The 13,928-nt window shown below is 56.4% G+C and carries 10 protein-coding genes; 4 read left to right on the top strand and 6 right to left on the bottom strand.

Annotated features, from left to right (window positions below; translation table 11 throughout):
* Complete coding sequence (locus ACHHV8_RS31665; protein WP_395163173.1) at positions 1-954, top strand: alpha-E domain-containing protein; 954 nt, start codon at positions 1-3, stop codon at positions 952-954.
* On the top strand, positions 951-1,814 hold the full coding sequence (locus ACHHV8_RS31660; protein WP_395163172.1) for a transglutaminase family protein: 864 nt from the start codon (positions 951-953) through the stop codon (positions 1,812-1,814). Before ACHHV8_RS31665 ends, ACHHV8_RS31660 begins: the two co-directional genes overlap by 4 nt.
* A 331-nt stretch (positions 1,815-2,145) precedes the next feature.
* Here ACHHV8_RS31660 and ACHHV8_RS31655 read toward each other — a convergent pair whose 3' ends face one another.
* Positions 2,146-2,754, bottom strand: coding sequence for a response regulator (locus ACHHV8_RS31655; protein ID WP_395163678.1), 609 nt, complete (start codon positions 2,752-2,754; stop codon positions 2,146-2,148).
* Positions 2,682-5,027, bottom strand: a complete 2,346-nt coding sequence (locus ACHHV8_RS31650; RefSeq protein WP_395163171.1) for a histidine kinase dimerization/phospho-acceptor domain-containing protein — start codon at positions 5,025-5,027, stop codon at positions 2,682-2,684. The genes ACHHV8_RS31655 and ACHHV8_RS31650 overlap by 73 nt, the downstream gene beginning before the upstream one ends.
* A 260-nt stretch (positions 5,028-5,287) precedes the next feature.
* On the opposite strand from ACHHV8_RS31650, the gene ACHHV8_RS31645 reads away from it, so the two are divergent.
* Positions 5,288-6,769, top strand: coding sequence for a SulP family inorganic anion transporter (locus tag ACHHV8_RS31645; protein ID WP_395163170.1), 1,482 nt, complete (start codon positions 5,288-5,290; stop codon positions 6,767-6,769).
* 111 nt (positions 6,770-6,880) lie between these two features.
* Positions 6,881-8,077, top strand: a complete 1,197-nt coding sequence (locus ACHHV8_RS31640) for an EAL domain-containing protein (RefSeq protein WP_395163169.1) — start codon at positions 6,881-6,883, stop codon at positions 8,075-8,077.
* On the opposite strand, the gene ACHHV8_RS31635 is transcribed toward ACHHV8_RS31640, so the two are convergent.
* From ACHHV8_RS31635 to ACHHV8_RS31620, 4 genes are all read right to left on the bottom strand, one after another.
* Complete coding sequence (locus ACHHV8_RS31635; protein WP_395163168.1) at positions 8,074-8,871, bottom strand: ABC transporter ATP-binding protein; 798 nt, start codon at positions 8,869-8,871, stop codon at positions 8,074-8,076. The two genes, ACHHV8_RS31640 and ACHHV8_RS31635, sit on opposite strands and share 4 nt — an antisense overlap.
* A gap of 70 nt (positions 8,872-8,941) precedes the next feature.
* A complete protein-coding gene (locus ACHHV8_RS31630) occupies positions 8,942-10,633 on the bottom strand; it encodes a DEAD/DEAH box helicase (RefSeq protein ID WP_395163677.1) in 1,692 nt (563 codons plus the stop codon).
* Positions 10,557-12,179: an SNF2 helicase-associated domain-containing protein gene (locus tag ACHHV8_RS31625; protein ID WP_395163167.1), complete on the bottom strand. Its 1,623-nt coding sequence runs from the start codon at positions 12,177-12,179 to the stop codon at positions 10,557-10,559. Before ACHHV8_RS31625 ends, ACHHV8_RS31630 begins: the two co-directional genes overlap by 77 nt.
* Positions 12,176-13,777, bottom strand: a complete 1,602-nt coding sequence (locus ACHHV8_RS31620) for a hypothetical protein (RefSeq protein WP_395163166.1) — start codon at positions 13,775-13,777, stop codon at positions 12,176-12,178. The genes ACHHV8_RS31625 and ACHHV8_RS31620 overlap by 4 nt, the downstream gene beginning before the upstream one ends.
* Positions 13,778-13,928 lie beyond the last annotated feature (151 nt).

Here is a 13,928-nt window from a genome sequence, read left to right as displayed (position 1 = left end):
ATGCTGAACCGAAATGCAGAAGCTTTATTTTGGGTGGGCCGGTATGCGGAACGGGCGGAAAATCACGCGAGACTGATTGATGTGCACTATCACATTCAACAGGAAGCGGATTTCAAGCACGAGGAGCACAAATGGTCGCGTTTGATCGATGCGCTCAGCGCCAGAGAAGCGTATGAGCTGCAGTTCGAGGCATTTACCGAAAAGGATGTGCTCTCCTTTATTACACTCGACCGCGGGTATGCCAACTCCTTGTTTTCCTGCGTCAGCCAAGCGCGCAACAATCTTCGTACCCTGCGGGAAAAGCTGCCCAGCGAGATGTGGGATATGATGAATTCCTTTTATTTGTGGCTGGGGGAAAAGAAGGTTGACGATATTATGAAGGACTCTCCGCATAATTTCTATAAACAGATCAGAGAGCGGATGTCGATGTTTCAAGGCGTAGAGCATTCGGTGATGGTGCGGCACAATGAATGGCACTTTATCGAGAGCGGGCGTTTCCTGGAGAGGGCTGAGAATACGGTCCGCATTCTTCAGTCCGTCTGCCGGACCTTGATCGAGGAGCAGGCGACGCCTTATCCGAATATGCTGGCTGTGCTGAAATCGGTGAGCGGCTATCAGGCGTTCCGCCGGTTCTATGCCGACGGGATGTCTGTGGAGCACATTATGGAGTTCATGATCGGCAGCGAGAGCTTCCCGCGTTCCGTTCATTTCTCCTTTATGGAGCTGGAGGAGCATCTGAGGGGCATCGAGCTGCAGACACCGGAATACCATATTCCCCATGAGAAGGCGATCCGGCAGGCCGGCAAGGTGAAGGCGGAGCTGGCCTGCCTGGAGCGGGAGGATTTCAGCCTTTCGCAGGTATCGCTTCTGTTGGAGCATTTGAACGCATCGTGCCAGAGGCTTGGGAGGTCGATGGCCGCGGCCTTTTTTCAATTCGAGGAGGCCAGCGCATGAAGATCGAAATCAGCCACGTAACCCGATACACCTACGAGGACGCGGTGACGGACAGTGTCAATGAGCTTCGGCTGACGCCCCGTACGAATTACCGGCAGTCCTGCTACCACCATGAAGTATGGATCGAGCCTGTGGCTTCGTTGTTCACCTATGAAGACTATTTCGGCAACCGGGTTCATTCGTTCTCGGTCAGCAAGCCTCACCGTGAGCTTGTGATCAGAACGAAGGCGACGGTGGTGACGCGCGATCAAAGCTATGCGTCCCAGCAGGGTCTGCCGATGAAGGAGCAGCTTGAGCTGCTGCAGAGCGAGAAGCTGCAGAACCGCTATATCGAATTTATGCTTCCGACCGCCTATACGGAGCTGACGGAAGGGCTGCTCGCGTATGCGGCCCGGTATCCGATAACGGAGGACGGATTGTATGTATGGGCACAGCAGCTGTCCGAGGGAATCTACAAGGACTTCACCTATGATCCCGACGCGACCCATGTACATACGACGGTAAGCGATACCTTAAAGCTGCGCCGCGGGGTATGCCAGGATTATGCGCATCTGATGATCGCCGTCTGCCGCAGCATCGGGCTGCCGGCCCGCTATGTGAGCGGGTACCATTTCGTCGGTGATCTGCAGGGAGGCAGCGCCGATTTCGAGCAGGCTTCGCACGCTTGGGTCGAGGTGCATATCCCGGGCACCGGCTGGCTTGGCTTTGATCCGACCAACAATACGGAGGTCGGCTGGAGATATGTGAAGCTGGGCCACGGGCGCGATTATAAGGATATTGTGCCCGTGAAGGGAGTCTATCGAGGAGCCGGCAGCCAGAAGCTGACAGTCACGGTCGATGTGCGCCGGCTCGACGATTAACGGCTTGCGTCCCGTTCGGCTGCCGCTTGCCGGCGTCCGTCCCGCAGCATAGAAAAACCGCCACAGCCCCGATCGAATAGATCGGAACTGCAGCGGTTTTTTTCGACTGTAACTGTATAGGAAAGATTAGGCTTCCTGCTATGTCATCATAGGTCGGCAGGGTCAGGAACAAATCCCGCTGCTGAGAAAAACCGCAGCCGAACGCCGCGGTCGAGCGTCCATGAAAAGGACGCCGATAGGCGCTTTTTTCCTTGTGAGAAGGTGTTGCGCGGGTCCTGCGAACCGGTTGAACCCTCGGCAGCTTGCAGGGCTGGTGGCTCGACGCCGTCAGTCAACTGTCGGTCTTCGGCTTCAGCTCGACCTGGATGGTATCCTCATCACGGGTGATGTCGCAGACTTCCATGCCGTTCTTCTTCAGGGTCGACGTCAGAAATCCCTCGTCTTGAGCGGGGAAGACGTAGGACGGATTGTGCTCCGTATGGAACAGCAGCTGTTCCGCAACCTGAAGCAGCTTGTCCATCGAGAACGGCTTACGCAAAAATTTCTCGATATCCTTCTCGTGGTAATCGAGCGGCGGCTCCAGTGCTGTAGAGACGATGATCGGCGTCCGGAAAAATTCCGGGTGGCTGTACAGCTCGGCCATGAAATCCCAGCCGCTCTTACTCCCCTCTAAATGAATATCGACGATGCACAGCCGCGGAGGCAGGCTCCGTATGCGCTGAAGAGCCAGCGTTGCTTCCTCGGCGGAGCGAAGGTGTACGGTAGGCAGATTCAGCTTGCTGAGCGCAATTTGAATCAGCTTAGCCAAATTGTCATCGTCCTCCAGCACGAGGATGCTTCCTTCTGCATCCGGAACCTGGTAGGAGCTTAATTCAACCTTGAACGTGGTGCCTGCGCCCATAGCGGATTCGAAAGAGATGGTTCCGTTGTGCGCCTCGATAATTTCTCTGACGATCGCAAGACCCAGTCCGGTACCGCCGATCTGACGGCGGTCGAATTATCGACCCGGTAAAACTTGGTGAACAGCTTATCCTTGGCCTCTTCGGGAATGCCTAATCCATAGTCCTTTACTTTCAGCGCAATCCGGTCTGTGCCGACCCGATCAATAAATACATCGACCTGATTCGATTGGGGCGAGTACTTAATGGCATTGCTTAACAGGTTATGAACCACCTGCTTGAGCCGGTCGACATCGGCACGCACCCACAGATCGTCGTTCGGAGCGAACAGCCGGATATCGTGGCTCTGCTTCTCCCTCCACTGGTCGGCGACCTCCCTGACTACTTGGGTCATCTCGACGGGAGCGAAGTGGTAGGCCTGCTTCCCGGACTCCATGCGCTGAAGATCCAGAAAGTCGTTAATCAATGCCGACAGGCGGTTGGCTTCTTTATAAATCGTCTGCAGGTACCTTTGCTGCTTGTCTGGAGACAGCTCCCGGTGCAGCAGGATCTCGATAAAACCGAGCACGCTGGCCAGCGGAGTCCGCAGCTCATGGGAAACGATGCTGATGAATTCATTCTTCATCTCATCGGCTTTTTCTTCCTCGGTTCGGTCGCGGAAGACGAACAGATAGCCCTGCTCTCCGGCATCGCTGCTTCTGACCTTCGTGGCATAAAGCTCAATGAAGTGAAGCTGCTCGTCCTCGCCGATTAAAGTAAAGCGTTCGTTCAGCTGGTCAAGCGAGTCCTGCAGCAAACTGGCTATGGACTGGCGTACGGGCAGGAACGACGGGTTCCTTTGCTCGATGACCGAGCAGAGCTCGAGCCAGTTTTCTCCGACATGGCGGCTGAGGCGGAATTTTTCGTTCATTCTGTGGTTCGTAAATTGAATGACGCCCGATAAATCGCAGTACATCATGCCTTCGTGAGTAGCTTCCAGAATGTTGCCGATCAGCATCTTTTCCTTGGTCAGCTGCTCGTTCAGCTCGGCCAGCCGGTAGGACTGGTGCAGTCTTTCCTCATTTATATGCTGCGCGAGAAAAGCGAGGCTGAACTGGCGGGCTAATCCTTTGGCAACCCGCTGTCTCTGTTCGTTCTGCGTTGTCAAGTATCCTGTCAGCAGGAGGAAGCCGATCACTTCCTGGTGGTCGTCGAACAGCGGGAAATATTGATCCAGTACCGCGGCGTCGAGCTGATGCAGGCTTCGTTCGGAAGGAGAAAGATCGCGCCGGCACTCGATCGGCTGTTTCTCCGTAAAGACGCGAAGCGCAGGGCCGTACAGCGCCTGCTCAAGGCGCTGCGGAAGCTCCGCGGGATAACCGGATGCATACAGCACCTCGAAAGCGGCAGGAGCGGCTTGAGAAGCTTCGTCCGGCGGCGCGGCCTTGACCGCAAGCAGTGCGGCATCCAATTGGAGCGAAGCCAGGAGCGCGGGAATGGCCGCATTCAAAAAAGCGTGCATATCGAGCGAGCCGGTCAGCTTTTCCTGGTAATTGCTGATCGCTTCGAGCTCATGCTCGCGCTGGGAGAGCTTCTCCAGCGTCTGCTCCTGCTCTTCCTGCTGGGCGATAATTTCTTCGTTCTGCGCCTCCAGGCTCTCGGCCATGAAACGGTACGTTTCCTCGCTCTTCCTCAGCGCGCTCTCGGCATCGTTGGCCCGGCGGAAGATGAAGATGGCAAGCCCGCCTATAAGGATGGCGAGCGCGCCGCCGGTACCGATGATGATCCGGGTTCTCTGCCCGGAGAGGGAGGCTTTATTATATGCTTCGGAAGTGATAACCTCGATCTCGGTACGAATCTTAAGATGAAGCTGACGGAAGCGGTCCATCAAAGCTTTGCCCGAGTCGCTGCGTTTGCGGGCTTCCTCCAACTGACCCGAACGAAGCAGACTGATCTGAGTCGTATAAAACGCATCCAGCCGTTTGATCTGGGGGAGAATATCTCCTTCCATCAAGCTTTTCAAGCTCGGATACATCTGCTGATAGGCGGCCATCTCATTCAGATCGCTGGTGAGCTGGGCTTTCCCCAGATCGTAAGGCTCGAGGAACCGGTTGTCGTTCGTAAGCTCCAGTCCGCGGACGCCCGTCTCCATGTTGACGGTATCGGCTAATATATTTTCGGCAACCTCGGATAAGGGGATAACCTCTTTGACGACGCTGTTCAATTCAGCTTCGACGTGAGTAGAGGCCACATAGCTTGAGATACTTACGGCAGCGAGCAGGAAGATAATTAGAGAAACATAAATCAATGAAATACGGGAACGGGATAAATGCATACCTAACCACCTTGTTGGATATTGAAAAACATATGGAGTGCCCTGTCATTTCGCTCAAAGCATGCAGGCAACCGGTCGGGTGCTATGATTTTTAAAAAAAGGCTAACGCTATAACATATTTCGACAAAATCGGGACAAACCCTTTTAGAACGGGGCTCCTTTTTTACAAATATGCACAGAAGGGTAGAAATTAGGAGTTGTTCCGCTTATAATCAAAAACAGTGACTATCGGCCCCGACAATCCTGAGAGTGGAGCGTCAATGAAAAAGAATAGGAGTGGATTCATCTTGTTTTTTCAATATTTGAAGCAAGGCTTTTTTGGCAATGTCCGAAAAGACGTGCTTTCGGGACTGACCGTCGCGTTCGCGCTTATTCCCGAAGCGATCGCTTTTTCCATTATGGCGGGAGTAGACCCGATGGTCGGGCTGTACGCCTCCTTCACGATTGCGGTGACGATATCGTTCTTTGGCGGGCGCCCGGGCATGATCTCCGCAGCAACTGGAGCCATGGCCTCACTGATGGGTCCGATCGTAGCCAAGTACGGCGTAGAATATTTATTCGCGGCAACAGTGCTGACGGGCGTGCTGCAGTGGATTCTCGGCATCTGCAAATTCGGCCGCTTCATTACCTTCGTGCCTCACTCGGTCATTATCGGCTTTGTCAATGCACTGGCCATTGTCATCTTCATGGCGCAGCTGCCGAATTTCCGCGGAGAGTCCTGGCCGATGTATTTGATTCTGGCAGGCTCGCTGCTCATCATTTACGGGCTGCCCCGGTTGACCAAGGCCGTGCCTTCCGCGCTGGTGGCCATTATCGTCATGACGATCATTGCGGCGATCACCGGAGCCGATGTGCGCACGGTAGGCGATATGGGGGAGATCAGCCAGACGCCGCCGTTCTTTCATTGGCCGCAAGTGCCGCTGTCCTGGGACATGCTGCTGACGATTCTGCCGTACTCGCTGGCGCTGTCGATTGTCGGCATCACCGAATCGCTGCTTACGGCTACGCTTGTAGATGAATTGACGGATACGAAAAGCGATAAAAACCGCGAGATCCGGGGGCAGGGCATTGCGAACGTGATCAACGGCTTTTTTGGCGGGATGGCGGGCTGCGCAATGATCGGGCAAACGGTAATCAACGTCAAATCGGGCGGACGGAAACGGCTGTCTACGCTGATTGCAGGCGTGTTTCTGCTTTTCCTTATTCTGGTGCTGGGCGATGTCGTCAAGCAAATTCCGATGGGCGCGCTGGTCGGCGTTATGTTCATGGTTTCGTTCGGGACGTTCGATTGGAGCTCCCTGCGCACCCTGCACAAAGTGCCTCGCGGGGATGCGGTTGTGATGGTAGTTACGGTTATTATTGTAGTTATTACCTCCGACCTGGCGATCGGGGTTGTAGCAGGCATTCTGATGAGCGCGGTCAGCTTTGCGTGGAAAATGGCGAAGCTGCAGGTCCACACGACGGCAAGCGATACCGGCGGCAAACGGTATACCGTGAGCGGACCGCTGTTCTTCGGGACGATGTCGCACTTTATCCAACTATTCGATGTACAGCGGGATCCCGAGCATATCACGGTTGATTTGGCTTCATCCCATGTATGGGATCAGTCGGGCGCCAACGCGATTGCCAAGGTCGTGCAGAAATATGCCGAGGCCGGCAAAAAGGTAACGATCATCGGCTTGAATCAGGAAAGCCAGACGGTTGTGGACAAGGCCGGATTCTCTTTTGTATCGTCGCACTAATTTTCGATGAAAAGAATTGCCTGTTTTCCGAATCTGACTTACAATAAGCGTAATGAATGTCAGGAAATTTTCCATTGACCTTACGTGGTTGTCATCAGGAGGCGAGCGGGTATGAATACAGAAGCGCGACAAACATCGCAGGAGCATAGGCTGGAACCTTATTTCCAGCCTATTTTGTCGTTGCAGACACAAAGCATTCTGGGCTACGAAGCCTTGGGCCGGAGAATCGATGGGGGGCGCGTTTATAGCCTGGGGCCGTTTTTTCACGATCATACGATCGGGGAGGAGCAGCACCTGAATGTCGATCGTTTGCTCAGAGAGAAGGCTATTGCCGTCATGGCACAGGTACAGAAGGAATCGGAGGCGCTGCTGTTCCTTAATTTGAAGCCTTCCTGGATTTACCGCATGTATAAAAAAACAGGACAGCTGCCGACATTGCAGCTTTTAGAGAAGCATGGACTGGACCCGTCGAGGGTCGTCATCGAAATTACGGAGGAAGAGTTCCACGGACGTCTGGACGAGCTGTCCGCCATTATTAACGTATACCGGGAGCGGGGGTGTCTGGTTGCGATCGACGATATTGGCAGCGGCTACAGCAACTATGACAGGATTGCTTCTATTAAACCGAATATATTGAAGATAGATTTGAAGCTGTTAAAACAAAGCGCGCTGCATGACGGATACAAAGCGCTGCTGAATTCGTTCTCCATCCTCTCCTCACAAATGGGCTCATCGCTGCTTGTGGAAGGGGTGGAGACAAAGCAGGATCTTTATTATGCGATGAAGGCGGGGGCCAGATATGTTCAAGGCTTCTTGTTCTCGGAGGCGCAGCCGGGCTTGCAGGACCCGGGAGCCTATGAGCGGCTGCTCAAGGAGGAGATCCGCCATTACACCGAGCAGGAGGTAACGCGTTACCGTTCGCTGTTCTCCATTCAGGACAGCCTGAGCGGACTTGTTACATCGGATGTGAACGTTTCCTCAGCCCATGAAGCGGATGCCGTGATTGAAAGTCTTCTCTCGGGGGTGACGGGCAGTGTGGAGCGCGTTTATATCTGCAGTGAGGACGGCTGCCAAATTTCGTCCAACTATGTTCGTTCCGCCGACGGGGGCTGGCAGCGGGATAGCCGGTATCAAGGGTCCAATTGGATTTGGCGGCCCTATTTCATCCCCAACATGCTCCGCATGAGCAGCCAGCAGCAGGGCATGATCTCTCAGGAATATACGGACCTGGATACTTCCCGGCTGATGCAGACGTATTCCTGCCCCATCGGCGGATCGAACTACTTGTTTTTGGATTTGAGCGTTTAAGCCTCCCAGCCTTCTTCCTCCAATTGCGTCCAAGCGCGGCCTCGATTCCAATTTACAAAGACCGGATGGCCAAAAAATGAGCTTAGCTTATCGGTACTCAGCAGTTCTTTTGTTTGACCCGACTCAAATATGGCGCCGCTGCGCAGGAGCAGGGTGTGACTAAACATCGGCACGATTTCTTCCGTATGATGCGTGACGTAAATCAGTGTAGGGCTGTCTTCGCGACGGGCCAGATCCTGGATGCTCTGCAGCAGCTTTTCCCGCGAGAACAGATCGAGACCGTTGCACGGCTCATCCAAAATGAGCAGAGCCGGGCGGCTCATCAGCGCTCTGGCGATCAGCAGCTTCTGCTTCTCTCCTTGGGAGCACGTCCGGTATTCGCGATCCCATAAATGCAGACAATTTAATGATTCCATATGATGGCGGGCCATGCTGAAATCTTCGTCGGTCGGTTTATCGTAAAGACCGATCGTAGCGAATTTGCCGCTGATGACGACCGATTGGGCAGCATCTCCGGCGTAAAGCTTCTCCTGCAGCGAGGAGCTGACCCAGCCGATGGATTGGCGCAGCTCGCGCAAATCGGTTTCGCCGAACGGGTGGCCCAGCACGGAGATTTTGCCGGACGTCGGCCATTGGTAGCCTGTAATGATGTTGAGCAGGGTTGTTTTCCCTGAACCGTTCAGACCAAGTAGAGCCCAATGCTCCCCTTTACGGATGGTCCAATTGATCTGGTGCAGCAGCTCCAGCGTGCCGCGCCGAAAGGATACGTTTTCGATTTCAATGACTGGATTCATCGCAGATAACCTCGGTTCCTCAGTTTAATGTGAACTGCACGCAAGGGCCCGAAGAAACAGGCCCCGGCCCTTACGTCTCTACCCATTCGTTGCGGAGCGCGAACAATTCTTTTAAGTCCTCCGTCGACAGCTCCGTAATCCATTGCTCCCCATTGCCGACAATTTGCTGGCTCAAGCCTTGCTTCTTATCGATCATCTCGTCAATCCGTTCCTCCAGCGTACCGAGCGTAACGAACTTATGCACCTGCACGTGGCGGGTTTGGCCGATCCGGAAAGCCCGGTCCGTAGCCTGGTTCTCGACGGCGGGATTCCACCAGCGGTCGAAGTGAAATACGTGATTGGCAGCTGTCAAATTCAATCCGGTACCGCCGGCCTTCAGCGACAGCAGGAAAATACCGGTCTGCTCCTCCGCAGGCAGCGTTTCATCCTGAAAGTGGGAGATCATGCGGTCGCGGGCAAGCTTCGGCGTACCGCCGTGCAGGAAGGCTACAGGCGACCCGAGCTCCTGCTCCAGAATGCGCTGCAGCAGATGGCCCGTCTCCACGAACTGGGTGAAGATCAGACACTTGTCGCCTTCCTGGCGCAGCTCGTGCACCATTTCGAGCAGCCGTTCTACTTTATTCGAACGCTGCTGCCAAGGGGCGCCGGCCGATTCCTTCAGCATCAGCGAAGGATGATTGCAAATCTGCTTCAGCTTCGTCAGCGCGGCAAGAATCAGCCCGCGGCGCTCCATGACGCTCAAGCGGTCCAGCCGCTCGAACATGTCTTTAATGTAGTTCTCGTACAGGATGCCTTGCTCGGCTGTAAGCGAGACGAAGGTTTTGTATTCATACTTATCCGGCAAATCCAGCTGGATAGCCGGATCTTTTTTCACCCGGCGCAGCAGAAACGGCCGAATCAGGCGCTGCACCTTCGAGACGAGCTCGGGATCGTTCGACCGCTCGATAGCACTCACGTACCGGTGCGTAAAATCGCGCAGTGTGCCGAGATAACCCGGGTTGAGAAAATCGAAGATCGACCACAGCTCGGTCAGCCGGTTCTCGATCGGCGTCCCGGTCATCGCGATGCGGTGACGTCCGCGGAAGCTGCGGATAGAGGTCGCCTGCTTCGTATAAGCGTTCTTGATGTTCTGCGCCTCATCCAGACAGATGGCGTTCCACTCCACGGAAGTAAATTCTGTCTCGTCCAGATGCGAGAGCGTATAAGTGGTGAGCACCAAATCATAGCCTTGGACGGCATCGCGGAACGCATCGCCCTTGGCCCGGTTCGGACCGTAATGCAAATAAATGTTGAGCAGAGGCGCAAAACGCTCCAGCTCCTTCTGCCAGTTGCCGAGCACGGACGTCGGGCAAATAAGCAGGGAAGGGGGCGTCGGCGCTTCGCTCTGCCGTGCCGTCTCGGCCGGTTTTAGGCCGCGTGCTCTGACTGTTGCGGCAGGCGGCTCCTTGAGAGCCGTCTCCTGCGCATCGCCCGAACGAAGCAGGGGCGGACGAGCATCGCGGCCCCCTTGAGCAGAGAGTGCCTGCTCCCGGATACAGAGCAGGTAAGTAATCATTTGAATCGTTTTTCCGAGCCCCATGTCATCGGCCAGACAGCCGCCGAGTCCGGCGCCGCGAAGGAAGAGCAGCCAGGAGATGCCCTCCACCTGGTAAGGCCGCAGCGTGCCGAGGAACGAAGCCGGCGGTTCAATAATAGGCACCTGCTTGGTATGGTTCAGAAGATCGACCATATCCTGCAGCTGCTCGTTCAGCTCGACCTCCATCTGCAGGGAGCGTTCGAAGCCGAATTCGTCCTCCCCTTCGGAGGAACCCAACAGATGAAGTTCCAGGACGTCCCGCAGGGACAGGCCTTCTTTTTTCTGAACCTGCGCGATGACCTGCTGCAGCTGAAGCAGCTGATCCGGGTCCGAGCTGAACCCACTGCCCCTGGATCTGCACGAGCCGGCGGTTCTCCTCCAGCAGCGCGCGGAATTCCTCCTCGGTCAGCTCAATATCGCCGAGCGCGACCTTCCAATCGAATTCCATCAGCTGCTGCAGGCCGAACATGGCCTGCGGAGTGGAGCCGACGGACGATTTGATCTTCGCCTTCAAGCGGGGCTTCGTGCGGCGCAGCCGTTCCCACCAGGCGGGCAGGAACACGGAATAGCCTGCCTCCATCAGGCGGAGGCTGCCGTCGCTCATCAGCCGCCACGCCTCGTCGGCGGTCAGCTCGCTGCGCAGCCCGCCGCTGCTGCCGGCCAGCCAAGGCAGGATGCGCTCCCACTTGGCGAGGTCCCGCGCAGCGCGCAGCAGCTGCGGCTGCCATGCGGCAGGCAGTCCGGCGAGCGCCTCGGGTACGTCCGCCGCAGCTAGTGCGCTCGCGGCTGTCGCCTCCGGCGTGCTCGCAGCTGCCGCGGCGGGCCCGCCTACGGCTGGAGCTGCGGCAGGCTGCGGCTCCGCGGCCAGCAGGGCGTCCTCGGGCGCTGCCGCCGGTGCGTCGCCGCCCGCCGTTTCGGCCGTCAGGCCGCTGCCAGCCTGCGCTGGGTGGCCGTCCGCGGCCTGCACTGCAGCATCGCTGCGCTCGGCAAGAGCGGCCAGCGATGCGACCGCGCGGGGGTCGAGCTCATGCAGCTGCGCTTTGTCGGCGCGGTCCTGCAGGACGACGCGCAGCGGCCAGCTGCCGCGGCCCTGCGGCGGCTCGCTCAGCTGCAGGCACGTACGGAACGGCGTGCCGTCCGTCTGCCAGCCGATCGAGACGAGCCAATCCTCTTCGTCCATCCACAGGTCGGTCGGCAGCTTGCCGCGCGCTATGAGCGGATAGGTCAGCTCCAGCTGGCGGATGCTTTGGCGCAGCGTACCGTCTTCCTCAGCCCATTCCGGAATGAGCCGGTGCATCCACTGCTGCGCCAAGGGCGAAAGGCCCCGCGCCGTCACGGCCTCCGGCAGCTGAAGCTTCCAGCCGAGCTCGCCCGCTTTCCATTTGGCGAAATCGGGCATGCAGCGCCCTTGCACCAGCGCCTCTTTCATCTGTGGCGCGAGGCGAAGCAGCTCCTGCACTTCAGCGTCCCATTCCAGCTTCGTATGCTCGACCGCGCCGGGAGCGCAGAAGTAGTCCAGCGCCTCCAGCGCGGCGAGCTGAAGCCCTTCCACGTTCAGCGATTCGGTGACCTCGATGAACGTACCGTAGAAAGAAGGCTGATGCCAGGCAAACAGCAGGCTTTTTAAGTCGTATGCGTCGCACACGCCGCCCTTGTGGCGCGTACCCCACAAGAAGAAGCAGCCCGGAGCGGTCCATCGGGCATGGATGGTTATCGCAGACGGTTCGATCATGGAATCCACTTCCCTTTCCTCAGCTCCTCTTGCAGTGCGCGCAAGCGGGAATAGCGTGCCGACAGGCGGTAGATGTAATCCTCCCACGTGTCCGTTTGACCGAGCTTTTTGTAGTAGGATTGCAATTTTTTCAGGAGACGGACGGCCATCTGATAAGCGTTGCGGTTCTTCTCGGCGATGCTTCGCTCCACCGCCTGATGATACAGCGGCAGCAGCAGCGAGGGATCGTACTCCTCCACCGTTTTCAGGTTCAGCGTGTACAGATCGAGAGGCGAAACCCGATTGGACAGCTGCAGATCGATCCATGCCTTAAACCGGTGCGCTTTCAGCAAATAGCCGGTATAGAAATAGTAGGTGCGGGGCAGCAGCGCGATCATCACATCGACCCATTCCCCGTCATCCGGCTGGCGGCTCACCGCCTCCATCCAGTAAGTGCAGAAGGTGCACAGCTCATCCTGCTGGGCCCGCTGCATGGACGGCAGCATCCAGCGCAGCCAAGCCAGCATCCGGGCCCACTGCCGCTGTTCGTAGCAGTGGTTCAAATATAGGAAATAATCGCGTGCCTCGCGCTTGGAGAGCTGCTCCAGCCGTTCTCTTGCCGCCTCGTCGTTCCCGTCCATCACATCAAAATGGGCGAGAGCCACCAGGAGCGCATCCCGCTTGCGCGGCATCATCGAAGCTCTGTCGGCCAGCCGGAGCAGCCGTGACCGTTCCTTCTGCACGCGCTGCGGGTCGCCGCCAAGGCGCCACCAAATACTGCGGTAGGCGAGCAGCCAATCGAGAGGAGAATCTTTCCCGTTCAGCGCTGCCTCTCCCAGCATGCCGAGCGTATCGTCCAAGGCTGCGCTGCTGCTTTTGATCAAGGCGGGGACATCGAGCTCGGGCAGCATCAGACTGAGCTGCTCCATGCACTGCTTGGCAACCGTTTTGCATCCGGTTTCGATGTAATAGGATAAATACGACGTTTTCGTATCGCTGTAAAACTGCTCCATTTTGCGCATCACAAACAACAGCACATGCAGCTGGTAAAGTGATTGAAGCGGCTCCTTCCAATCGGCCGCCAGGGTCCCGAGGGTTTCCTTGGCCGTACTGTAAAATTGCTCGATGGAATGCTGCTGCGACAAGGAATATCCATAAAACTGCTGATCGAAATACCGGTGCCATAGGGCGGGGAGCTGCTCCGGCCGGGGCGGATCAAGGCGATCCTGCTTTTTCTCCGTCTTTGGACCGGCTGCGGTGCGGCTATGAGCCTGCCGGCTTTTCACCATAAGTGCCTGCCTCAACTGCTGATATAACAGCTCAGGCCGCGCAAAGGAGGCATACAGGGCAAAAATAACCGCGGTCATATGCATGCAGAAATCCGCTTCTTGGCAGCTGCATTCGCTCTTGTCGAATTGGCCCAGCTCCACATGAACCTCGTGCGACTTGGTATCGCGAACCAGCGCGTGAATTTCCACGCCATGGACCAATTCCATTCCTTTGACATGTCCTTTATGGTAATGCTCCCAGCCTTGCTCGACCATGGAAAGGGTGAACTGGTGCTGCATCCGGTCGATCAGGTAATTCATTCGGTTTTTGGGAATATGCAGCTTCAGCATGGAAAACACTCCGCCTCCGAACTCTGTAGGTATCCTTATAGTGTAACAGATTTTGGGTATAAATGCTTGGGATGGCGCTGATTGAAAACGAAATTTCCTTCATACTCCAGCCCTATAGTCTGTCTGTTTAGCTTCATGAAATTGTTATCGG

It is taken from the genome of Paenibacillus sp. TAB_01, assembly GCF_043945595.1.
Taxonomy (GTDB): domain Bacteria; phylum Bacillota; class Bacilli; order Paenibacillales; family NBRC-103111; genus Paenibacillus_S.
Note: the sequence above shows the minus strand (reverse complement) of the source record. Positions and strands in the feature narration are given on the sequence as shown.

What these genes read in the sequence shown, in the direction of transcription:
- ACHHV8_RS31640 (WP_395163169.1), top strand. Translation starts at nt 6,881, where the DNA reads ATGAATACAGAAGCGCGACAAACATCGCAGGAGCATAGGCTGGAACCT.
- ACHHV8_RS31630 (WP_395163677.1), bottom strand. Translation starts at nt 10,633, where the DNA reads ATGGAGGTCGAGCTGAACGAGCAGCTGCAGGATATGGTCGATCTTCTG.
- ACHHV8_RS31625 (WP_395163167.1), bottom strand. Translation starts at nt 12,179, where the DNA reads ATGATCGAACCGTCTGCGATAACCATCCATGCCCGATGGACCGCTCCG.
- ACHHV8_RS31650 (WP_395163171.1), bottom strand. Translation starts at nt 5,027, where the DNA reads ATGCATTTATCCCGTTCCCGTATTTCATTGATTTATGTTTCTCTAATT.
- ACHHV8_RS31665 (WP_395163173.1), top strand. Translation starts at nt 1, where the DNA reads ATGCTGAACCGAAATGCAGAAGCTTTATTTTGGGTGGGCCGGTATGCG.
- ACHHV8_RS31620 (WP_395163166.1), bottom strand. Translation starts at nt 13,777, where the DNA reads ATGCTGAAGCTGCATATTCCCAAAAACCGAATGAATTACCTGATCGAC.
- ACHHV8_RS31635 (WP_395163168.1), bottom strand. Translation starts at nt 8,871, where the DNA reads ATGAATCCAGTCATTGAAATCGAAAACGTATCCTTTCGGCGCGGCACG.
- ACHHV8_RS31660 (WP_395163172.1), top strand. Translation starts at nt 951, where the DNA reads ATGAAGATCGAAATCAGCCACGTAACCCGATACACCTACGAGGACGCG.
- ACHHV8_RS31645 (WP_395163170.1), top strand. Translation starts at nt 5,288, where the DNA reads ATGAAAAAGAATAGGAGTGGATTCATCTTGTTTTTTCAATATTTGAAG.